A 22,626-nucleotide genomic window follows, 5' to 3' on the forward strand; every position below is an offset into this window, starting at 1 on the left:
CTCCAATCCTATCGGCACACAGGCTTCTGGCGACTGCGTGCACTTGCTTGTGGCAGCTAGGAACGGCCGGCACCGCCGCGCAGACAATCTGCGACTCCGGCCACGATCGCCGACGCAATCAACTTTCGGTTCCTACTATCGGAAATCATATTATCTTCCGCCGGATTCACGGTGATGGCGGCCTCCACAAGCAGCGCCGGCTGCTTGGCGGTCTTGAGCACTACCAGATCATCGAACCAGTAGACCCCGCGTTGAGCATCAGCAAGGGGGCGATTCTCACCCTTGATCGGCTCCGCGTGGTGTAGCGAAGGCGCCCTTCCAATTGCCTGCAAGCGATCAGCAACTGCCACGGAGCATGCGAGACTCTTCTTCGGATCTGGATTTTTGCGTGAAGCGAACACGCCGTAACCGGCGAACCTGTCAGCGACAGGCAAGTATTGCGGCTGGACGGAATCGTGATGAATCGAGAGGAACAGGTCAGCGCCCCGCGCTGCTTCGGTCCGCGCCGTTAGCACATCCATTTCGCCATCCATGCCGATCGCGCGGGTTTGAAGGCCGGCGGCGGCCAGCCCGGCAATGACGTCGCGGGCAAGCGCCTGGTTGTATTGGAACTCCGGCTTGCCGCTGGCGCTGGTGGAGCCAGATCTTGCCAACGAATGGCCGACGTCCACGGCAACAACTGCGGCTTGCGCGGCCTGAGCTGCGCCCGTAACTGCCGCAGCAACGCAAGCGCGTAGCAATCGCCGCTTGGCCAAAGTCATTCCTAGAACATGCATTAGTGTTTCCTATCTACCGATGCTGGACGGCCCGTAGCGCGCCTCCCTCTCAGTGTCGGTGGAATGGTACACGCTCCCAGAAGGCAGCTCGAGGGCTGCCGCGACGCCGCAATGGACGGCTACTTAGGCGGCGACGCCTCAGCCCGGGATCGTTGCAATCAAGGTGTTGACCATTGTCCCGGAGGCCTTGAATGCGCCCATGCCGAGGGCCTCAAGACGGCCGCCGCGGGCATTCACCAGGTCGCGGAAGGATTCGGTGAGCTTGTTTGAGCGGAAGGACACCCCGGCGCCCATGACCGCTGTCAATCGCCCACCGGGAACCACGAAGTTCAGTGCGTGGTTCACGTGAACGATGTCTGCCTGCTTCTCGAACGGAGGATTCATGACCACCCGGTCATACACACGAGCGGGAGCCTGCTTGAGAAAGTCGCCGTGGACGACCGAGCGGGCAAAGCCGGCTTCGCGCAGCACCTTCACGTTCGCCTCGAGGAGCTCGACGCAGTCCACGGTGCAGATCTCGGCGGCCGGGCGGCCGATGTTGCCGGTCCCCGCCTCAGGCTCCAGCATCGTCATCCCCGGTGCGAGCTGCGCAAGCTCGAGCAGTCGGCCGACGACCGCCGGCGGAGTGGGGAAAAACCCGAAGTCCTGAGGAATGAGAATTTCGCCCGTTAGAATGATCTGATCGATCGTGGTGGCGACGTCCCTCTCAAACAGGTGCGCCTGCGCCTTACGATTCCACTTACCGCCAGCCGCGTCGAGAACCTTGTTCACGCGCTTGTACAGGGCCGGGTCCAGTTGCTCTGTGAGCCTGAGCGAATTGCCTTCCACCACTGCCCGGTCCAGCACTCCCATAACGTCCGTTGCGATCTTCATCGTAATCCTCTGTGTTTGTCGATGCGGAACATCTTGCAAAAACAGAGGGGGTACCCCGCAAGCTCAATCCGATCCTCCGCCCATCTTCACTCGCAGCAGGCTGCCTGCGACTCGCCGATCAGTTCGGCAATCGCGGCGTTGGCGGCCTCGTCATCTAGGTCCATGTAGTAAGGATCCTCGACGCTGCTCTCAATCCGCTCGTGCGGAATCCCGAGCTCGATAGCCTGCTCGATCAAGGCGCGATCCAGTCGATCAAACTTGTTGGCGAGCGCCATGACTGGGTGATCGTGGGCGTTGTTTGCCACAAAAAACCCGTAAGAGAACCCTTCCGGGGTCTCACTGCGAGCGTTCTTCGTGGCTTGGCTCTTGCCACCGTACTGCTTGTGCATCTTCGAACCTTCAGCGGGGAAGACCGGTGCAATCGGGAGATCTGCATTAAAGCGGCCCCAGATGAGGGTTTTCTTCGTATAAGGGTCACCGAGCTGGTAAGGGTCGAAAGCCAATCGCCACGGCGGCAGGCCTCCAAGCGCCTCAATACGGCCGACAGGGTTCTCGATCGCCCAAACGGCAGGTTTGATGTATTCGATCAGCCGTAGGGTTTGATGCACCAGATTGACGCTGGACACGGTGCGGCCGTCGGCGTCCTTGGCCCCCCACCATTGGTTCCCGCTAACCGAGAAATCCGTGCATGGGCAGGCGGCAAGCACGGCATAGATGTCCATGCCCTCGAAGTCGGCGAACCAGTCAATGAAGAACGATGTCGAGAACCCGTTGACGTCACCAACTTCCGGATCGTCTTGAATGTCAAACCGATAAACCTGATAACCTGCCTCCTCCCAAGGCCGCGCCCAGGCGCCAGTTAGGTCAAACAGCGACAGGACTACTTTCTGGCTATTGGCGTTCCGAATCGTCGGATCCGCCTTCTGAGCGCGCGCGCGGCGCTTCCACTCGGCGATATTGGCCTTGGCCTCTTCGAGAGTCATCCAGCCTGCTTCGCGGTGATAGATCTTCTTGCCACCACCGTTGCGCTCTTTGACACCTGCCTTCTTGGTAAGTCGCACCACTTCGCGTTTGCGGGGCGCTTGGAACACGTTGGATACGGGGTGGTCGCCCCGAATCATGCGAGCCATGGAGGCGTTGAACTCACTAACGATCTGAGCGAGTTCGCGATCATCGACGCCGATGACATGCTCTGGCGCGGTCGCGTTAGGTAGCGCATCCGTTGGTGTCCGGCGGACCCGCAAGAGCAGTTCTCGCGTCTGCGCGTCGACGGTCTCGCCACTTGTTTCCTCGAGCGGCAGGTCGAGTTGCTGACTGGTGTGACTGACAGCAAGAGCGTGCAGCGGCCAACTGCTCTGGTCCGCTGCACGGTGCACTTCTTGGGCTTCTGCCATTGACTCCTCCGACTTATTATCCGATGCTGAACATCATGCAAAATCGGAGGGGTAACGACGCAAACTAACGCGGCGAGCGCCTATCGAGGCCTGTTCTGGTCACGCTTCAGTTGCGGATCCTCTGGCAACGACCAAGCAGTGCTCCGGTCGGTGTGCGCCACTTCGGCGCCTGTGTCGTCGAGGACAGTGAGCGAGCCGTGACGCTGGAATTGGCGGTAGTCTTCGGTCGCTGCTGCAGCGGCGACCATCTGGCCCAAAAAGTCGACGCTCGACCAATCCTCGGCCTGGAGGACGGCGCAGTTGTTATTCTCATCCCGCAATTCAACGGTGTAAGCCATCGGAAAGCCGCCTCTTCGTTAGTTGTTGAACAGGCCAGTCTTCTGCGTGACGTCGGACTCGCTCATGGAGAAGCGTCGGACAACATCGGACCTCTCGTACATGACAACCAGTTCCTTCTTCTTGCCGCTCGCACTCGCGCCGAACAGATTGACGACAGGCACGAAGCTAATCGCGTCTGCCGAAACATTGCTGAACTCGTAGTTCCAGACTTCGTAGCCGCCGTCGGTGAAGGTAGTCTTAGCTGGCGATCCGAACATGGCGCGGACTTCGGCTTTGGTCGTCTTCCCTTCCACAATCTTCTTGCTGACCGATGCTTCAGTCTCAGCGCGAAGCTTCTCATTGCCAACGCTCGCGCAGCCGGCGAGGAGCGTGCTGGTGAGTGCCAGGGCCATCAGGGACACTGCAATCTTCTTCATCTTCTACCTTTGGTTGTGGGCCATTGATCGAGCGACGAGGCGGCCCACGTTCGCCTCGATCACTCAGGCTGGTACGCACGCGGCGTAGGTTGGGCCGATGCCGGCCGGCGCGTCCTGCCAATTCGTTGAGGTGCCGTCCTCATACTGGAACTGCTCCTGCACCACCGGGCCGTTTTTCCAGACGCCTGTCGGCGAATTGCCATATCGCTGCTGGCAAGTCTGCGTTCGGATAAACCGTGGCAGGCTGGTGGATGCGTTGATATAGACAACCGACGCCCCACTCGGTATCGCGGCCGGAAGCGTTACGGCCGCACTGGCGCCACTCGAGGTGACAATGAGCTGCTGGCCCTGAGCAATACCAACCGTCCCGCGAGAGCTCATAGCTGTCTGCAGTGCGGCTCGCACGCCCGGGATTAGTTCGGAATTCACCCCGCTTGGGGTGTAGTAGAGAAAGACTTCGCCGTTGCGCAGGTAGCCTTGTACATCGGAACGTCGCGTGAACCAGGAGGACTGTGCGGTCGCGTCTGGCATGAACTGCTGCACGGGTCCCGAGAAGGCCCGGAAGTTTGCGTAGTTCACCAGGTTCCCCCCGGATTGGGTAAGCACGTAATTCACGAGAGCAGATCGATAGTTCTGCATGTTGGTGACCACGCTGCCCACGTCCGACTCTGCGGTCTGATCGGAACGATCTGACGCGTTGGTCGAAACGAGATAGCCGAACCAGATGAACAGCGCCAGGGCAATGGCAAACCCGATAGGCATGACGTTTAATCCTTGAGATTGGAGGAGATCCGCCGCTGCAGGTCGGCGGCCACTTGGTACACACCGAACATCGTGCTCGGCATGGCGCCGCGGCGCTTAGGGGTCGCCTGGAGCTGCTCCAGCGCAGCGCGCAACTCACTCACGTTGCTGTGAGGGTCGCCCGGCTTGGCGCTGCTTACCTTCGCGTTGAGGTCGAGGATCCGAGTCGCGCCGCTCCAGTTTCCGTTTGTCGCGAAATAGGTGAGTGCGACCAGGTCAGCCAGCCGCTCAGAAGCCCGGACGTCCCGGAACGTCGACCCCGCCCCGCGCCGACTTTGATGCCACTCCATGCAGTGGCCAAACTCATGGGCGGCCAGATAGTGGAGAGCCTCCACATAATCGAACGCCCCCGAGCGCACATACCCGTCCAGTAGGTCGCTGCGGCTGGAGTCGTAGAAAATCACGCAGGTTGGCAGCTCGATGCTCTCACTGACCCCGCCGACGGCCCGCGCGACCTTCATCTGGTCGTAAGCCTGCATCGCAAGGAGTTCATCCGCGCTGTGGTTGCTCGTCGCCCGGAGAAAGCCGCGGACCGTGGCATCGCCAGTGTCGAAAGTCAAAACCTGCAGCGGAGCGCCTGCCTCGCGGCTGTAGCTGGCCAGCATCTGGCCGACCACCTGGCCCAGATCCCTCAGGAATGTCTGAGATGGCGCGGCATGTCCAGTCGCCGGTGCGAGAACCGTGACGCCGGCGGCAATCCACGGCAGGAGTGCGCGCTTCGCGCGCGAGACGATCGATGCCACGCTAATTGTTGGATGACTGGCTTTGGAGCTGCTGCAGCGCCTGAAGGAATGATGCCGGCGGCCCATACCCCGCCTGGGTCGCCTGGTCGTACCAGTACTTGGCCTGTTGCAGGTTGTTGTTTCGGGTGTAGAGCAGGCCCAGGTTGCACATCGCCTGCCCGTTACCCGCCGCCGAGGCCTTGCTGTACCACTGCGCAGCCGTGTTCAGGTCCGGACCCAGGGCACCGCCCACGTCATACAGGGTGCCAAGGTTGAGCATGGCCTCGGTAATCCCATTGGCCGCCGCTTTCTGGTACCAGTAGCCGGCTTCGGCCGGGTCGAGGTTCACCCCGACTCCCCGCTGGTACATGAGCCCGAGATTGAACTGGGCCTCCGGATAGCCATTCGTGGCGAGCCGCAGGTACTGTCGGTATGCGGTGTTGTAGTCCCCCTGCTTCACGGCGTTGTTCGCCGCCGCGAAGATGCTGGATGCCGGTTCGTTGACGTTCTGAGCGCCAACCCCAGTGCATGCGACCGCGAGGACAATCCCGCCGAGAATGGCCGGCCAGGACCTGCCCGGCCGGCCTTGCCCCCGAAACACTGACTTAACCACCCTCGCGCTCCCGATACTGCACGTTGCCATCCCCGTGGCCGTATCCGTTCTGCCGGAGCTCCTGCGTGGCTCGGTCAAGCGTGCTGCCGCCGTATCGCTTCTGGTAGTCACTTTGCGCGCGCTCGCTGTTCTGAACGAAGCGACCGGCGGAGTCGACCATTCGAGCAACCTGGTCGACCTGTCGCGTACCCGATGCCGAGCCAACGGACTGGCCTTGCTGGAGCATCGAGATCCCGTCGCGCGCCAGCCCGCCAACATCCCGGGCGGTCGCGTTGGTGTTCCGGTTGCCGGTCGCACCAGCCACGGACTGCGCCAGGCCAATCGCCGAGCGCGCGATGTCCACGAAGTTGGCACCGACCTTGCGGGCGTGCACATTGCGGTCCGTTGTCGGAGCGCGCATGTCCGAGAGCAGCAATTTATGGACGGAGCGAGAGTAGGCCCAACCGTAGTTCAGTTCACGCGCTGCGTCTTCGACGGCTTGCGGGCCCTCGGTGCGTAGCTGCGCCACGCCGGCCTTCCAGTGATCCGGATCCCGCATGTAAGCCGCCAGCCCCAGAATCGGCGAGGAATCTTCCCTCCAGGCGTCGGCCACGATCTCGTGCACGGCTCTATCGACCTCCGCGAGCGAGCGCATCGGCCCATTGCCGGAATTGACGGACTGAGCAAATCCGGCCAGCACTTCAGTTGGCGCGAGATTATCGAGCGAGGAATGAGAGCGAATGAGCACCTTATACGGCTCGGGATTCGCCCGGACGAGCTTCGCCGCAGCCCGCATCATCTCCATGGTGCCCGGCATCCGCTCCTGGAGTCTCTCGCTTGTGATTTCGATCGTGCTTGTTCCCGGAGCTGCGGTCTTCGAGCCGTAGGTCAGTGCGTACATCCCGCCCAATGCCAACATTGCGCCTGAGATAGCCAGCACTGGGACCGCCCGCTTTAGCCAACCGGTAAACCGGTCCTTCTCGTGGCCGCTGGGCCCATGCACGGTAATCTGGCTGGGGCGCGTCAACCCACCCATGCCCGGTTTCGCGCCCACCGTGCTGGAGAATCGTGCGATGAACTCCTGTCCCCTCGGGCTCAGTTTCGCAAGCTGCGGCGGGACCTCGATACCAGGCGAGCTGGTCAGATCTGCTGTGCTCATGGTTCGCTCTCGGTCTTGAATGAGGCCTTATCGGGCCGCGGCGGATGCCACCGGTTCGCTCTTGAGGACGAAGTCGCCAACAAGCTCATCCGTGTTGACGTCTCCCAGCATCACCAAAAGGCCTTCCGCGCTGGAAACGGCTTCGATCACGTCCTTGCCCACGGGCGCCGCCGGGGTGCCCAGGCGTTCGAGCGCTCCGTCTGCACACTTCCAAGTGATCGTGTTGTCGGAAATTGCGACCACGGTCGGCTCACCGCGGCCCTCGCGCGCCGGGATCATGACGGCAACCTGGTCATCGCGTCGGAATTCAGCAAACACCATTGTCGTTACATGCTCGTTCGTCGTACTCATGCTTCTCTCCTTCACGAAAGGGGTTTGTTCTTGGTCGGATCGCCTCAGGGGCGCGGCCTAGCCGCAAAGCTAAACCGAGGGGTTGTGCTGGGCTGCTGAACCGGCTGCGGAATGGCCAACGGCTCGGGCTTCGGTGTCGGGTTCGAGGCCTGCGGGGCGGACTGACCGGTAGCCGGGCGAGGCCACGGCCACGGCTGGCCACCTTCTCGGTAGGCGCGCACCAGGTACGGATCGACGTCGGCCTGTGCGAGGTACCAGTCCCAGTAACTGGGAGGCACGTCCGCGATGGGCAGGCCCTTGTGCTTGCCGAAGGGCATGAACTCAGGCACTCGGGCGATCTCGCTGATCTCCCACAGTTCGTCGAAGGTCCACCCGGCTTGCGGACGAAGCGCGCCGCGAAGTTGCAGCTCCTGGACGATCCGATTGAGAATCCGCAGGTTGATCCCGACGTCCACGGCGGCGTCATGGGCATGCATGGCCAGCGCAGTTGCCACCTCCGGCATAAGGAAATAGAGGAGAGCCGACTGCGTATGGCTGTCGCACTCAGGCCAAAGGCGCTGCGCCAGAACGAGGGTATCGATGCCACGGATCTGACCGTATCCCTCACCCGGCACCGCTGCGTCGATGACGCCGATGTCGTAGTCGATCTTGTGGCCAATCAGGTGGGAGATACCCGCCGGCAGTCGGAACGTCCCTGCGGGCGGACAGTGCGCGACCGCCTCGTTCGTGATGTGGTGCGTGGCCATTGCCCCGTATTCCATCAGCTTGCCCGGGTTGAAACGCTGCACCACGGTGTTGCGCGCTCCCTCCGTGCCCACGAGCTCGCCAGCGAGCTGCGCGATACTGGTCGGAGACGGGATCGGGATCCACGCGGCCTCAACAAGGCCCGGATCCGTCTTCCCGGTAGTTTCGGTGTCGAAAATTAGGGCATTCATGAGCGTCGGCAGTTCGTGATCACCCCCGCGGGCGCGGGTGGGAGGATTGCGGTGACTCGATGGCGTATGACTTATGGATCTGTCCGTTGGACTGGACGCCAATGACAGCGTTGTTGACCCAGATTCGGCGACCGTCCTCCAGGCGGCGGATATGGCCGCGCCGCATGTGCATGCGGGGGCTGGCGCGGCCGCCGCCACCGTTGCCGCCACCCGTCCCCGAGACGGCGCGCCCGGGAACATCGAGCGTCAGCACCTTCGTCTCGAACATCGGCACCTTGCCGTCGGCCGCACGGCGCTTAGCCAGGGAGCTGTCCGGCGCGACGCCCTTCGTCAGCGTCGAGGCCTGGATGTTGCTGCAGGAACATGCTTCGATGAACTCGAGAATCGCTCCAGCCTCAAGGGAGATATCGCGCTGGAAGTCCTCGAGCACCTGATCTTCTTGGCCGGGCCGCCTCGACATTGCAGTATTGAACATCTCGACCAGCGCCGGAACCATGCCGCCCACGACAATTGGCCGGCGCCCGCCCGTAAAGGGCACGGTTGGATCAGAGGGGCGCTGGTATGCCTCCTTGCGGACCGCTTCCGAGTGCACGTCGTACTCGGGATACCGCTCAGGCATCAGCCAGAACGCCGGCTCGGGGCACCAAATCGGCTCCATATCCTCTCTTGGTTGGACAAGGGAGGCTGCCCAAACGAGGATGCCGTGCCTGCCGCTGCCAAGTTCTGGCATCTCGCGGGCCCACTTGGCCAGCGTGCTATCGATCATTTCGTGATGGAGCGTTGGCAGCCACGCGGGCAACCGGCCCGGAGTTATTTCGCAGGCATAGATGAGGCGCTTCGGGGCGTGTAGACGGTCGCCGATAAGATCCGCGTTGTAGGGAACGAAATACTCGACCGTGATCTCAGGGTACGGTAGCCGAAGCGGCCCATCTTCCAGCCCCCTAAAACCTGTTTCGAGGATGGCTGCATTGTCAGGGACGGCAAAGTGCACGGCCTCACCAACCCGCTTGGTGAGGTTCTGCAGCATCGCTGCATCGTTCCGCATTCCCTTGCGCTCAATCAGCTCGGCGTAGCTTCGCAGCGACTTCTGCGCTTGAGCGGCATAGTTGCGAGCCGTGACGGGCGAATCACCAACGATTGGTCTGGGCGCCGTGTTGTTATCGTGCTTAGACATTTTGTATTTACGCGTAGTATGCTACGCCGCAATATAAAAACCAACCCTCGGTCCGTCGTGCCGAGGGCTGGCTCAACCCTGCTTTCGACGCGGCAAGTTCATCGACTGGCGGGTGTCCTCGACAAAAAAGCGGATCACCTTGGTGAAGTCGGCCACGAGGGTTTGCGACAACGTGCGTTGCCTGGCAGGCAGGTTGTTCTGCTCCATCATCTCCAGGACGACCAGGCCGTAGCTGTTCGTGATCTGCGCGAGCTTGTTTACGGACTTACGCTCGACTTCATCCAACTGCGATGCAGCGACGGTAGTCAGGCCGCGCAGTAGGTCACCGAGTTGGGTCCAGAGGTCACGCAGATCCGTTTCTGCCGCGGCTGCGCGCAGCGAAGCCGAAATATCGATGGCCATGTTCAACCCCGCGGACGATCGCTGGTCGGCGAGGCATCTTGCCCCTCCTCCATGCCAGAGCCAACGCCCCAACGGCGTTTCCAGGCAGCGAAGTACTCAGAGGCAACCTCGACGGGCATTGATAGGAGTGCCGGGCCGCTTGCCTCCCGCAAGTCATGGCTCGGAGTTTCGCCATCGATGGCTCGGATTGAGGCCCGAACAGCAAATGTCATACCGCCGGTACCAAGCGGAGGCGGCATGTCCTGATCCGGATTCCAGCCTTCGACCGCCTCTTCGGTGAGACCATGGCGCACAAGGGCAGCCGCTATGAGTTGGCTCGAGCGTTGTATGACCGGGATGGAGGTCGACATAGGATGTCCATAGGTACAGGTTCCCGGATTCTATAACATCCTGCGAGGTGTTGGTCTACTCCGCAATTAGATGCAAATGAACTCGGAGATTCAGGCTCGGGTTACAAGGCGCTACAAGCGCTGCAATAGCCGATGTCATTTGTTGGGCAACCCACAGAGAATGGTTGGCAAACAGGTGCACGCGGCGGCTATCGTTCTTACGCGGCCGCCTCGCTTCCTCACCAATCCACCTACGGGGGAATATCTATGGATTACGCGCCCGACACGGACGATCAAGCCCCGATGACCTGCCCGACCACTCCATCCAACCCGCCTCGGGCACTGATCGCCGCGATGCAGTCACTGCTAGGGCCAAGTTGGTCGGACAAGGTGGCGGGATTGGGGCAACAGCGGGCCTTGATGGATAGGCAGGCAGGCAAGCGTTTCCACGACGCACGACTCGGGGAGGCGTTTATACAGGCCATTCTTACCGGCACGGGCGCTCCCTGGGGCAGGGTGAGGCCAGCATTGGACGACGTGCGCGCACTGCTCCGTGATTATGACCCTTCCTATTGGCCGACCCTGAACGACGGAGACTCCGACGCCCTGTACGCATGCCTCAAAGGCCATCACGCGTGTGGGCAGCGAACACGCCGCATGCTTCGCCTGGGAATGCAGTGCCTTCAGGTGTTGCATCACCATGCTGGGGCCTATGGAAGTCTCGAAGCGTTTCTTGCCGATAGGCTTAAGGCGCACCACAGCTCCGTCATTGGTCTTCTGCGCGACCTCGGCACACCGGGCCCGTACAAATTGCCCGGCATGCGCGTGGCTATCGCCGCGGAAGCTCTCAAGAACGCCGGATTCGATACCCTAAAACCAGACCTTCACATCCGCCGGTTTGCGGCCTGCCTGGGAATCTTTGCGTTTCGCAGGTGGGACGCCTCGAAGCCATATGGCGCCCCGCCCACCAGCGAGGGCGAGACGATAAGGCTCCTGGTGGCAATGCACGAGTTTGCGGTCGCGGCAGGAGTGTCGGACATTACCCTCGACAACCTCGCCTGGCTGGTGTGCTCGTCGTTGGAAGGCGGCGGGTTTCATCTGCCGAATCAGGCATTGCGAAAACTGGGGCAATCGGCGGGGCTATTGGCGTAGCTGAGCGCTAGGATGTCGGTGGCGCTTACGACGGTGGCTCGCGGACGGCGGCGGCTTCGCGACGGGCATCCGACCGAGACCGCAACCCATATGAGCCATTGGGGTCTATAAAGCGAAACGGCCGCTTCGAGGCACCAACGGCCATCGTCGGAGGATTGGGCAAGTCACGCGGCCGACGCTCACTTGACCAATGCATTGCTCAGGCGGCCAAGTCGACGGCCTTACAAAATGACTTCATGTCTGCACGGTCGGCGACCGGAAGCGCCATCAGGACTTTTCCCCTGGTGGCGCTCTCCGCTTCTATATCAACGGGCAGCGGGTTCGCGTCGCTGCCTCAGATGTGGCGCTGGTAGATTTTCTGATGCGCCTGCGTGAGGCTGCCGGCTAGATCGGCATTGCCGGCAATTTTCGCGAACTCGATGCAGGCCAGATACGAAAGGTCCGTGGAAGCATGGATCAAGCCTGCAAGGTCGTTACGCTCGTACGTTGCCACGATCTGGTTCGTCTTGATCCTCGCCTTAATCTGAGCGGCACCGCCGTGCGTGTAGTCGCAAAGTTGACTGTAGGCGGCTGCCTTGGATCGCTTCAAGCTGTCCGGTTCAAACCCACCGTCGGCCTCCAAGGCTGCGATCAGATCGTTGATGCGGGGAGGTTCCTCGCCTCCCAAGACAGCGTCGACGTGCGCGTCCGTCGCGCAGGCAAGGTACCAGGCGCCGCGCAAGAACGCGTCGTATTGGGGACGTAGAAGTGCGAATGCGGAGCCGTGAACCCCTTGATGCACCAATCGGGAAATGGCGGCGTGATGTTCAAGCCCGAGATGCTGAAAGGCCGCCGCAACCTTGCTTCGCAGGTCGGGACCGACTACCGCTCCGGCAATAAGCCTCCGGCGCTCAATCGTCCAGGCGTCGGTCTTGCGAAGTTCGGTAGTAAGAAGGTCTCCTTGCGCCACGGAGGTTTCCTTGTTTGCAGGTTCGGGGGGTAGGTAGAACAGGGGGCCTACGCGCCTCGGTCGGCCTCGCTGGCTGTATCCCCCTCACTCCACACGCGCACGGCGGCTCGAACGCGTGGCTGGCACCCGCTCGAGGCGGGCTTTCATGCTGTCATCAAAACGCTGGCTTAGGCGCTGGGGCGCACGCGTATGTCGGCGGCGGCGCCGCGTACAAGACCCCCTCGGTGTGGGACCGAAAATCGCCATTGAGCCGGTTGAGGGTATGCGCGGAAACAGTGTTTCTGCCCTGGTATTGATACGACGTCTGCCAAGTAATCTCGTTTGGCGAAATCTTGGCAATGGCGCCATTCACCGTCCCCGCGTCCAGGTCGACGGAGAGTACCGTCGTCATTCTTTGCCCCGAAACTGTCGCGACGCACAAAAGGGAGAATTGGCGCGCCGGCGCAGCAGGTTGCGCGGCTGGCGGCAATCCACCCTGCGAGGACATGAGAGTGTCTAGCGGATCGGTAACATTGAGCCCTGCGGCCTTCACTACCTCAATTGCCCGCTGGAGTGGCACCGGCTTTTCCTCCCCTTGGAGGCATCCCTTAATGCTGTCCAGTCTGCCATCACATGCCGCCAACAGCAGCAGCGAACAGACCATTGGCAGCGCCGATTTCCTCATCTCTCCCCCTATCGGTTTTCTCGGTCGTCATGATTCCCGAACTCCGCTATTCCCCGCGCTAGGTCGGCCCTGGGTTCGGTTGACTCACGCTTAGGAAAGCACCAAGGCCGCGAGGAGCCGCTCGGTGTCGCACGCGCTGTCGGCCTCATGGTCTAGCTCCTGTGGGCCTCTTGGATCACTCCGTGTCGACCGTGCTAGACACAATAGCAGAAGTGGATTGATAGCCCAAAAGGACCAAGTAGGACGGACGGCGATTTGACCTGATCCGCGCAAATGTCCGTTGCCTGGCTTGAGCCGACGCTGGAGCAGCGGCATGGAAGTGCCGGTCAATGTCGGCAACTGGCCGGCAGCGGTCCAACATGGCCGCTGCGCTGCACGCCAGTCCAGCTAAGTCTGAAATTCCAGTCCAGCGAATCGGTACGGTAGTCCACAAGACAGAAGCGTCTTTTCGAGCACTTCTTCGCCTGAAGTTTTTAACTGTATGAATATACAGTAGACTGTATGGACATACAGCTCACTCGATCATGTCCGCCCCAAACCCGGAGACCATCCACCCAGCACTTTGGCGCGCCTCGCAAATGGCGAGGGCGGCCGGCCGCACGCTGCCCACCGGTTATCCGGAGCTGGGGAGCGAGCTGCCAGGCGGCGGTTGGCCGGTGGGCACGCTGATCGAACTGCTCGCGCGCCAGCCTGGGGTTGGGGAGCTGCGCCTTTTGCGCCCGGCACTCCTTGCCGCGGCAGCGCGGCCGGTTGCGCTGATCCAGCCGCCGCACACTCCGCAAACGCTCGCCCTCGCAAACTGGGGCGTTCCGACCCAACAGCTGCTATGGATCCGGGGGCGGAAGACTGCCGACACGCTTTGGGCGACTGAGCAGCTGCTGCGCGCAGGGACCTGTGGCGCCGTGCTGCTCTGGCAGCAACACATCCGGCCCGACTCGCTGCGCCGTCTGCACCTCGCCGCCCAGTCCGGTGAAGCCCTCTTCTGCCTCATGCGCCCGGCCGCCTGCGCGCGCGACGCCTCGCCGGCGACGCTGCGCCTTTCGATCAGCCCGGCTGCCGGCGGCATCGAAGTGACCTTTCTCAAACGGCGCGGTCCTCAACAGGACGCGCCACTGCTCATCAAGCTCGAGCCGTCCCCGAGCCTGCTCCACCGCCATGTTGCGCCTGTGGATCTGCCTACGCCTGCCATCGCTACCACTCGAAGTGTTCCGGCCGAGCTGGTCCACTGAGCTGCCGATGGCGGTGCTGGAAAGCGAGAAGGTGTGTGCCATGACGCCAATGGCAGCACGGGCAGGCGTTCGCCCTGGCATGCGCCGCGGAGGCGTGCTGACCATGGCGCCCCAAACCTTGGTCTATGACCGGGCACCTGAGAAGGAAGCCGAAGGCCTGCGGCGCGCCGCGATCGCACTGCTCCAGTTCTCACCCAGCGTGGTCGAGGCTGAGGAGGCCTGCGTGCTCGTGGATGTATCGGCGAGCCTTCGGCTCTTTGGCGGCATCCGGAAGCTCGTCCGCCGCGTCCGGGAGACAGCCCAGGCGCTCGGCATGACGCCGGTGATCGGCTGCGCCCCCACGGCGCAAGGCGCGTGGCTACTGGCCTGCGTTGGCGGCGGCCGCGCCCTATCCCACCACTCGCTCGAGCGCCAGGTCACCGGCCTGCCGGCGGCCGCGCTGCCGGCGGCCCGTCCATATCTCGAATGGCTCGACGGCCTGGGGTGTCGAACGCTTGGCGACCTGCGCCGGCTGCCGCGCGCCGGTCTGCAGCGCCGCTGTGGCAAGGAGCTAAACGAGGCGCTGGACCGCGCGCTCGGCTTGGCGCCGGAGATCTTCGAGTGGCTGGAGGCCCCGCCCAGCTTTACCGCGCGCGTGGACCTGCCAGACCGCATCGAACACGCTGAGGCAACGCTGCTCTATGCCCGCGGCCTGATCGTCCAGATGCTGGGTTGGCTGGCCGCTCACCAGCTCGCCGTGACCAAGATAGTTGTCGAGTTGCAGCACGAGCGTGGGCGCGCGGCGGTCCTGCCCACGATTGTCGAGATTTCGCTGGCCGAGCCTAGCTGGAGCGAGGATCACCTGATGCGCCTGCTGCGCGAGCGACTCGCCCGCGTGCAGGTGGAAGCCCCGATGATTGCCGTGCGCCTGTCGGTCACGGATGTTCAACCGAAAGATCCGCCCAGCGAAGAACTCTTCCCCGAGCCCGGCGGGACGCCAGAAGACCACGCGCGGGTAATGGAGCTGCTTGCGGCGCGGCTTGGCGCCGAGAACATCCTTCGCCCGGCCATGCGGGCGGACTACCGGCCTGAAGTTGCCAACGGCTGGGAACCGGCCGTCGGCAAGCCCCGCGCGGCCCCGCACGCACCGAACCTTCCGCGGCCAGCCTGGCTGCTGGACAAACCCGTCGCGCTGATTGAAAAGGAACACCGACCCTTCTACGGCTCGCCCCTTCGCCTCGTTTCGCCACCGGAGCGCATCGAGGCGGGCTGGTGGGCGGGCGAGTTGGTGACGCGCGATTACTACGTCGCCGAGGGCCGGGACCACACGTTCTACTGGATCTACGCCGAGCGAATGACGAGCCCAGAGGGTAAGTCGGCGTGGTTCCTGCACGGGCTGTTCGCTTAAGGGGCTGCCATGGATGCAGATCTGACCGCCGGCCTGCCCGGATATGCCGAACTCCACTGCCTCTCGAACTTCTCGTTCCTTGACGGCGCCTCGCGCGCGGAGGAGCTGGTAGAGCGCGCCGTGCAACTCGGCTACAGCGCGCTGGCCATTACTGACGAGTGCAGCCTCGCAGGCATCGTTCGGGCGCACACGGAGGCAAAGCGCCACGGTTTGAAGCTGCTGGTCGGGGCGTCCTTCCGCCTGGTGAATGAGGATGGCAGCCCGTCGCTCTCGTTTGTCGCCATTGCGCGCAACCGCGAAGGGTATGGGAACCTGTGCGAGCTCATCACCATGGGGCGTACACGCGGCGCAGAGAAAGGAACCTACCGGCTCACCCAGCGCGATCTGGAGCGGCCCGGCCCAGGGTTTGAACATCTGCGCGGGCTGCCAGACTGCACGATCATCTATACCCCGGATTTCTGCACGCCGGAGGCAACCCTCGACGCACAGGCCCGTTGGGTCACCGCCACCTTTGCCGGACGCGCGTGGATCAGCCTCACGCTGCTGTACCGGGCCATGGACGATCTTCACAGAGCGGCGGTCCTGCGTGCCGCGATCGCCCATCATCTGCGGGTGGTGGCCACCGGCCACGTGCTCATGCATGTGCGCTCACGTAAGCCCATGCACGATGTGCTCAGCGCCATCCGCCTGCGCAAGCCGGTACCGGACTGCGGATACGAGCTCACTGCCAATGCTGAGCAGCACCTGCGTTCGCGCCTGCGCCTGGCCAACATCTATCCGCACCGCACGCTCACCGAATCCGTCCACATCGCCAACCTGTCGACCTTTTCGCTCGATGAGCTGCGTTACGAGTACCCGGACCAGCTCGCCCCGCCTGGCATCTCGCCGGATGACTATCTGCGCCAGGAGACCTTCGCCGGCGCGCATCGGCGTTTTCCGCAGGGCATTCCCCTATCGGTGCAAGCCCAGGTAGAGCACGAGCTCGCGTTGATCGCGGACCTTCACTACGAGCACTATTTCCTGACGGTTTACGACATCGTCAAGTTTGCCCGCAACAACGGCATTCTTTGCCAGGGTCGGGGCTCGGCGGCAAACTCGGCAGTGTGTTACTGCCTGGGGATCACAGAGGTCGATCCGGCGCGTGGCAATCTGCTGTTCGAGCGGTTCATTTCGAAGGAGCGCAACGAGCCGCCCGATATCGACGTCGACTTCGAGCACCAGCGCCGTGAGGAGGTGATCCAGTACCTCTATCGCCGGTACGGCAGGGACAGGGCCGCCCTCACCGCGGCGGTGGCCACCTACCGCCCGCGCGGCGCGCTGCGGGAGTCGGGCAAGGCCCTGGGCGTCGATCCGGCCATCGTCGACCAGGTGGCTAAGGCGCACCACTGGTTTGACGATCGAGCAGACCTGATCAAGCGGTTCGCTGAATGCGGGCTCGACACAGAGGGGGAACTCACCCAACGTTGGGCGAGCATGGCAACGCAGCTGCTGGGATTTCCTCGCCACCTGTCTCAGCATCCCGGGGGCTTCGTACTATCTGCGGGCAAACTGTCACGACTGGTGCCTATCGAGAACGCCGCCATGGCCGGGCGCAGCATCATCCAGTGGGATAAGGATGACCTGGATGCCTTGGGCCTGCTCAAGGTCGACATCCTGGCGCTCGGCATGCTCTCCGCAATCCGCCGCACGCTGGACCTGGTCAGCGAGCAGCGCGGCGAGCTCTTCGAACTTCAGGACGTTCCGGCCGAGGATCCGGCGACGTACGAGATGCTCTGCAAGGCAGACACGATCGGCGTGTTCCAGATCGAGTCACGCGCGCAGATGTCAATGCTGCCGCGGCTGCGCCCGCGCACCTTCTACGACCTGGTAATCGAGGTGGCTATCGTCCGGCCAGGCCCAGTGCAGGGGGGCATGGTTCATCCGTTCTTGCGCCGGCGGCAGGGTCTGGAGCCTGTGAGCTATCCCAGCGAAGCCATGAAGACCGCCCTCTCCCGCACCCTGGGTGTCCCGATCTTCCAGGAGCAGGTCATGCAGGTGGCAATGCTCGCGGCCGGTTTCTCAGCTGGCGAGGCCGATCAGTTGCGGCGAGCTATGGCCGCGTGGAGGCGCAAGGGGGGTATCGATAAATACTATGATCGGATCGTCTCGGGCATGATCGAGCGCGGATATGACCTCGAGTTCGCCGAAAGCATTTTCCGACAGATCCAGGGGTTTGGTGAATACGGGTTCCCGGAGAGCCACGCCGCCAGCTTCGCGCTCCTGGTGTACGCGAGCGCCTGGCTCAAGCGCCACGAGCCCGCGGCCTTTCTCTGTGCACTGCTCAACAGCCAACCCATGGGCTTCTACAGCCCGTCGCAGCTAGTGCAAGACGGCAAGCGGCACGGTGTCGAGGTCCGGCCGGCCGACGTCACCATCAGCCAATGGGATTCCACGCTAGAGCCGCGGGAAGCGGGCCAGGCGGCGGTGCGCCTGGGCTTGTCGCGTCTGCGTGGCATGCGAGAGGAGGCCGCCCAACGCATTGAGATCGCCCGCGCCGCCCGGCCCTTCGACTCACTCAAGGATCTCGCGCGTCGCGCCGCCCTGGACCGCCACGATCTACAGGTCCTCGCCGCCGGCAATGCCCTACACACGCTCTCGGGAGACCGGCGCCAGGCGCTCTGGGAATCGGTAGCGGCGGTGCCCGACAAGGATCTGCTGCGCCCTGCCGACTTGGTCGAAGAGCGCCCAGCCCTGCGCGCGCCGACCGAGGGGGAGGAGATCGTTGCGGACTATCGCACAATGGGTCTCACCCTCAACCGCCATCCCGTGGCGCTACTGCGGCCACAGCTCGCCGCGCGCCGCTTCGAGACGGCCGCGGTGCTGAGTACCTACAAGAATCGGCAGCTCGCCCGCGGCTGCGGGATCGTGACTGTCCGCCAGCGACCAGGCACGGCGGCAGGTGTGACCTTCCTTACCTGTGAGGACGAAACGGGTGTGATCAACGTCATCGTCTGGCCAAGCGTGCTTGAGCGATTCCGCAAGGAGATCCTCAATGCATCCCTCCTCGGGATCTATGGACAGTGGCAGACCGATGGCGACGTGAAGCACCTGATCGCACAGCACGCAGTCGACCTGACGGCATTGCTTGGGCGCCTGGAGACTGCCAGCCGCGACTTTTGCTGAGTCCGCCGTTGGTGCAAATGCGTTGGTTTTCCCGAAATTGGCATAGCGGAAAATTTATGCAAGTTCGTTGAGTTTTCAAATGTTGGCCAACGGAAGATGCTCTGTTTTGAGTTTTCGGGTTCGTCAGGCAGTATCGCATTCCCAACCCAACGATTTCCGAAATCCAAATGCAAGCCCCTCGTATCGAACACTACCTCGCAAAGGCATATTTTTGGCAGTTTCGCATCCGCTCGAAGCTTCACTGGCTGGTCGGAAGCCCTCTTGGTTTCACGCCGGTGCTCTTCGTCCTGGCATATGCCCAAGTGAGCTGGTCTCCGTATCTGGATCTTATTTTTGAAACTTCCCTGATCGGTAGTAGCCTTTTGGTCCTGGGCTTCGTCGCGTCAAAGAACGGCCTAAGGCTCACGCTTGGCGGTCGGCTTGAATTGCATCTTCACCTGCCTCGCGCCTTCGTGGCCAACCACCGTCAGCATGCCGCCGAGTCCTTCGTGAAGAACGTTTCGGAGACAATTCTCTGGGCACGGCAAAGCGGGTTTCGCACCGTAATCATGGAGTCCCCGCTTCTTCACAAGGCTGGGCGCAGGAGCAAGATCGCCGCGGATCTCCAAGGGATGTGTGGCGACGGAGTTTCCGTTACCTCCGTCGACGCACTTCGCAGACTCACACCTCTTGAGCACCAGGCCTTCATGCTGCAAAGGCGGCGGTGGTGGAATGCGCTTTTCGGCAACGCGCCCATCGCCTTTGTGCGAAATTGGGCAGTGCCCGCCCGTCGTGTGGACGGCCTCAGGCGAGAGCGAGGCCGATTGATGTCAGGAAGAATCGTAGTCAGCTTTCAGGACACAGCGCAGGCCGTCACCGCCGTAACGTCCGTGCCCGCACTGTTGACTTGAGGACGGCATCGGACCGGGACCGGCGCGCCATGTTTGAGAGACGAGTTGCGCGCCAGGCGGGTCGTGCTGACTGGTCTGCTTGGCCGGGATGGTAGATCCGCAAAGATAAATTGCGGATTGAGATGCGGAGGTGAAACGTCCTACGTGCCGCAACCGCTGCCAATCACCTTAGCAGGCTGCTGAAATACCTCGAGCGAACGCGTCAGCGCGACGACTGACTGAAGCGTTGATTTGAGGACCCCATCCAACCATACTTTCATGCGCGGCGCAGACACCTTCACGGAGAGCTTGTTCACAATGCGAAGGCTGGATGATTTCGTCCCGCAGTCCCACCCGCTGCGCTCGATCCGCGCCATGGCCAACCAGGCGCTGGTGAAGATGGATCGGTTGTTCGCGCAGATGTACGAGGCGGACGTCAAGGGTGGCCGGCCCAGCATCGCGCCTGAGAAGTTACTGCGGGCCATGCTGCTGCAGTTGCTCTACAGCATTCGCTCCGAACGTCAGCTCATGGAGCAGACGCAATACAACCTGCTGTTTCGCTGGTTCATCGGGCTGTCGATGGACGACCCAGTTTGGGTGCCCACCGTCTTCACCAAGAACCGCGAACGGCTGATCAAGCATGATGCGGTCATCGAGTTCTTCAACGAGGTGCTGGCTATCGCGCAGAAGAAGAACTGGCTGTCGGGCGAGCACTTCAGCGTGGACGGCACGCTGATTCAGGCGTGGGCGGGCCACAAGAGCTTCGTGCGCAAGGATGGCGGCGACAAGGACGACAACGACGGCGGCAACTTCAAGGGGCGCAAGCGCAGCAATGAGACGCACGAGTCCAAGACCGATCCCGATGCCAAGCTTTACCGCAAGGGCAAGACAGCCAGCGAATTGCGCTACATGGGTCATACGTTGAGCGACAACCGCCACGGCCTGGTGGTGAGCGCCATGGTGACCAAAGCGGACGGATACGCCGAGCGCGAGGCCGCAAAGGTCATGCTCAACGATGCCCGGCAGGTGGGAGAAGACCCGGCTGTGGAAGTTACCGTTGGCGCGGACAAGGGCTACGACGCGCACGAATTCATTGAGGCTTGCCTGGAGATGAAGGTGACGCCCCACGTTGCGCAAAACACCTCTGGGCGACGCTCGGCCGTTCCTGATGCCATTGCTTGCAGCACTGGTTATGCCATCTCGCAGCAGAAACGCAAGCTGATCGAACAAGGATTTGGCTGGGCGAAGACCGTGGGACGCATGCGCCAGGTAATGGTGCGCGGTCTGAAGAAGGTCGACCAGATGTTTGTGTTGAGCATGGCCGCCTACAACCTTGTGCGCATGCGCTCACTGGGACAAATCCGTCCGCAGTTGCAGTAATCAATGAAATGAACGCGTCCCACCCGTGAATGTGAGAGCAAAGAAAGGTGGATCCTCACGGGCCTATGGCCTCGATGTGCCAAAGGTGGAAAATGCAGGCATTTCCCAGGCAACCGGAGAATCCAGTGGTCAATCGTACAGCAGTCGGTGTGGACATCGCGAAGAACGTGTTCCAAGTGCACTACGTCGATCAGGAAACTGGCGAGATCGTGAACAAGCCGATCAAGCGGGCGAAGTTCCTTGAGTACTTCACGAATCGTACTCCGTGCCTGATCGGGATGGAAGCTTGTGGCGGAGCGCACCACTGGGCCCGTCAACTGATGAAGATGGGGCACGAGGTAAGACTGATGCCTGCGGAGTTCGTCAAAGCGTTCAACATCAGGAACAAGAACGACGCTGCGGATGCCCGGGCGATCTGGCTGGCTGTGCAGCAACCCGGCAAGCCCGTAGCGGTGAAGACGGAGATGCAGCAGGCAATGCTGGGGCTGCACCGGATGCGTGAGCAGTTGGTGAAGTTCCGCACGATGCAGATCAACGGACTGCGCGGACTGCTGACGGAGTACGGTGAGGTAATGAGCAAAGGACGTACAGCCTTGGACAAGGCGATACCGGAAGTTCTGTGCCGACTCGCACAGCGCTTGCCTGGTGCGTTGGTAGACACGCTACGCGAACAGTGGAACGGGTTGGCCGAGCTCGACAAGCAGGTGGCCGAGATCGAACGCCGTATGCGCGAGTGGAAGAAGGAAGACGAGGCCGTAAAGGCAATCAGCGAGATTCCCGGCGTAGGCCTGCTGACGGCCACGGCGGCGGTCGCGATGATGGGCGATCCGAAAGCATTCCGCTCGGGTCGGGAGTTCGCGGCGTGGGCAGGCTTGGTGCCCAAGCAGACCGGCTCGGGCGGCAAGGTGGATTTACACGGCATCAGCAAGAGAGGTGATACATACCTCCGCACGTTACTGATTCACGGCGCACGCAGTGCGCTGACGCACGCGAAAGAGCCGGGACCGTGGGTCGAGCAGATCAGCAAGCGTCGCCCGCGCAATGTTGTGATCGTTGCGCTGGCCAACAAAATGGCACGGACGATCTGGGCCGTGCTGGCCCATGGCCGGCAGTATCAGAAGGGCTACGTGAGCGTGAAGCCGGCATGAATGGCTAGCTCGATGTAGAAGATAAACGTCTAACGCAGGGTGAACGTCGAAAGGTTGCGCAGCAATCGAGTGTGATGACAGTCAGGTAGGACCTGGGACTCGCAAAACCTGTATTACCGCAAGAGCTTCGAGCTCGTGTAATCAATGAGGAGCGAGTCCGCGGATTTCATAGGGGCCCGCAGCGGGCAGTAGCGGCTGCAACAAGGCCGAATATACAGCTGCAACCCATCCTGTCAGTTTGAACACACGAAAACTGTTGCAAAGGGACGCGTTCATATACGCCGTAATGAGGCCGGGAATGGGCGCCAAAACGCGGGAAAACTCGATGCAGTGACGTCCGGCTTCCGGATTGTGAAAAATAGCGAACTGCCCGGCTTGTGGGAGAAGCCTCATCGCTTGCGCGGTAAGTACTTCAGCAGCCTG

General features: G+C 62.1%; 21 protein-coding genes. 7 read left to right on the forward strand and 14 right to left on the reverse strand.

Features of this window, described 5'->3' with window-relative positions:
• Positions 1-56: 56 nt before the first annotated feature.
• The 13 genes from K2O51_RS31685 to K2O51_RS31745 form a co-directional block, all read right to left on the reverse strand.
• Positions 57-776, reverse strand: a complete 720-nt coding sequence (locus K2O51_RS31685; protein ID WP_220631759.1) for an N-acetylmuramoyl-L-alanine amidase family protein — start codon at positions 774-776, stop codon at positions 57-59.
• A 138-nt stretch (positions 777-914) separates the two neighbouring features.
• Positions 915-1,649, reverse strand: coding sequence for a methyltransferase (locus tag K2O51_RS31690; protein WP_220631760.1), 735 nt, complete (start codon positions 1,647-1,649; stop codon positions 915-917).
• An 86-nt stretch (positions 1,650-1,735) separates the two neighbouring features.
• Positions 1,736-3,043: a DNA cytosine methyltransferase gene (locus K2O51_RS31695; RefSeq protein WP_245001977.1), complete on the reverse strand. Its 1,308-nt coding sequence runs from the start codon at positions 3,041-3,043 to the stop codon at positions 1,736-1,738.
• A gap of 80 nt (positions 3,044-3,123) precedes the next feature.
• Entirely contained in the window at positions 3,124-3,381 is a 258-nt protein-coding gene (locus tag K2O51_RS31700; protein WP_220631761.1) for a hypothetical protein, read from the reverse strand.
• An 18-nt stretch (positions 3,382-3,399) separates the two neighbouring features.
• Positions 3,400-3,798, reverse strand: coding sequence for a hypothetical protein (locus tag K2O51_RS31705; RefSeq protein WP_220631762.1), 399 nt, complete (start codon positions 3,796-3,798; stop codon positions 3,400-3,402).
• 63 nt (positions 3,799-3,861) lie between these two features.
• Positions 3,862-4,560 (reverse strand): type IV pilus biogenesis protein PilM, encoded by a 699-nt coding sequence (gene pilM / locus K2O51_RS31710; protein ID WP_220631763.1) that lies wholly within the window; start codon positions 4,558-4,560, stop codon positions 3,862-3,864.
• 5 nt (positions 4,561-4,565) lie between these two features.
• Positions 4,566-5,342, reverse strand: a complete 777-nt coding sequence (locus K2O51_RS31715) for a hypothetical protein (protein ID WP_220631764.1) — start codon at positions 5,340-5,342, stop codon at positions 4,566-4,568.
• Between the two features lies 1 nt (position 5,343).
• Positions 5,344-5,781, reverse strand: coding sequence for a tetratricopeptide repeat protein (locus tag K2O51_RS31720; RefSeq protein WP_220631765.1), 438 nt, complete (start codon positions 5,779-5,781; stop codon positions 5,344-5,346).
• A 145-nt stretch (positions 5,782-5,926) separates the two neighbouring features.
• Complete coding sequence (locus K2O51_RS31725; protein ID WP_220631766.1) at positions 5,927-7,072, reverse strand: hypothetical protein; 1,146 nt, start codon at positions 7,070-7,072, stop codon at positions 5,927-5,929.
• A 27-nt stretch (positions 7,073-7,099) separates the two neighbouring features.
• Positions 7,100-7,423, reverse strand: a complete 324-nt coding sequence (locus tag K2O51_RS31730; RefSeq protein WP_220631767.1) for a hypothetical protein — start codon at positions 7,421-7,423, stop codon at positions 7,100-7,102.
• A 44-nt stretch (positions 7,424-7,467) separates the two neighbouring features.
• Positions 7,468-8,358, reverse strand: coding sequence for a 3'-5' exonuclease (locus K2O51_RS31735; protein ID WP_220631768.1), 891 nt, complete (start codon positions 8,356-8,358; stop codon positions 7,468-7,470).
• A 19-nt stretch (positions 8,359-8,377) separates the two neighbouring features.
• Positions 8,378-9,532: a hypothetical protein gene (locus K2O51_RS31740; RefSeq protein WP_220631769.1), complete on the reverse strand. Its 1,155-nt coding sequence runs from the start codon at positions 9,530-9,532 to the stop codon at positions 8,378-8,380.
• A 72-nt stretch (positions 9,533-9,604) separates the two neighbouring features.
• A complete protein-coding gene (locus tag K2O51_RS31745; RefSeq protein WP_220631770.1) occupies positions 9,605-9,934 on the reverse strand; it encodes a hypothetical protein in 330 nt (109 codons plus the stop codon).
• A 596-nt stretch (positions 9,935-10,530) separates the two neighbouring features.
• Here K2O51_RS31745 and K2O51_RS31750 point away from each other — a divergent pair.
• Complete coding sequence (locus K2O51_RS31750; RefSeq protein ID WP_220631771.1) at positions 10,531-11,415, forward strand: hypothetical protein; 885 nt, start codon at positions 10,531-10,533, stop codon at positions 11,413-11,415.
• Positions 11,416-11,749: 334 nt separating this feature from the next.
• Here K2O51_RS31750 and K2O51_RS31755 read toward each other — a convergent pair whose 3' ends face one another.
• Entirely contained in the window at positions 11,750-12,364 is a 615-nt protein-coding gene (locus K2O51_RS31755) for a DUF6988 family protein (RefSeq protein ID WP_220631772.1), read from the reverse strand.
• Positions 12,365-13,552: 1,188 nt separating this feature from the next.
• Between K2O51_RS31755 and imuA the strand changes: the two genes are divergently transcribed.
• From imuA to K2O51_RS31785, 6 genes are all read left to right on the forward strand, one after another.
• Positions 13,553-14,257, forward strand: a complete 705-nt coding sequence (imuA, locus tag K2O51_RS31760; RefSeq protein ID WP_220631773.1) for a translesion DNA synthesis-associated protein ImuA — start codon at positions 13,553-13,555, stop codon at positions 14,255-14,257.
• Positions 14,184-15,644 (forward strand): Y-family DNA polymerase, encoded by a 1,461-nt coding sequence (locus K2O51_RS31765; RefSeq protein ID WP_220631774.1) that lies wholly within the window; start codon positions 14,184-14,186, stop codon positions 15,642-15,644. Before imuA ends, K2O51_RS31765 begins: the two co-directional genes overlap by 74 nt.
• 9 nt (positions 15,645-15,653) lie before the next feature.
• Positions 15,654-18,806 carry an error-prone DNA polymerase gene (locus K2O51_RS31770; RefSeq protein WP_220631775.1) on the forward strand — a complete coding sequence of 1,051 codons (3,153 nt, stop codon included), beginning with the start codon at positions 15,654-15,656 and terminating at the stop codon, positions 18,804-18,806.
• 167 nt (positions 18,807-18,973) lie between these two features.
• Positions 18,974-19,696: a hypothetical protein gene (locus K2O51_RS31775; protein ID WP_220631776.1), complete on the forward strand. Its 723-nt coding sequence runs from the start codon at positions 18,974-18,976 to the stop codon at positions 19,694-19,696.
• A 258-nt stretch (positions 19,697-19,954) separates the two neighbouring features.
• Positions 19,955-21,055 carry an IS5 family transposase gene (locus tag K2O51_RS31780; protein ID WP_220631777.1) on the forward strand — a complete coding sequence of 367 codons (1,101 nt, stop codon included), beginning with the start codon at positions 19,955-19,957 and terminating at the stop codon, positions 21,053-21,055.
• A 125-nt stretch (positions 21,056-21,180) separates the two neighbouring features.
• Complete coding sequence (locus K2O51_RS31785; RefSeq protein WP_245001978.1) at positions 21,181-22,203, forward strand: IS110 family RNA-guided transposase; 1,023 nt, start codon at positions 21,181-21,183, stop codon at positions 22,201-22,203.
• Positions 22,204-22,626 lie beyond the last annotated feature (423 nt).

Source organism: Cupriavidus pinatubonensis (genome assembly GCF_019602855.1).
Classification (GTDB): domain Bacteria; phylum Pseudomonadota; class Gammaproteobacteria; order Burkholderiales; family Burkholderiaceae; genus Cupriavidus; species Cupriavidus pinatubonensis.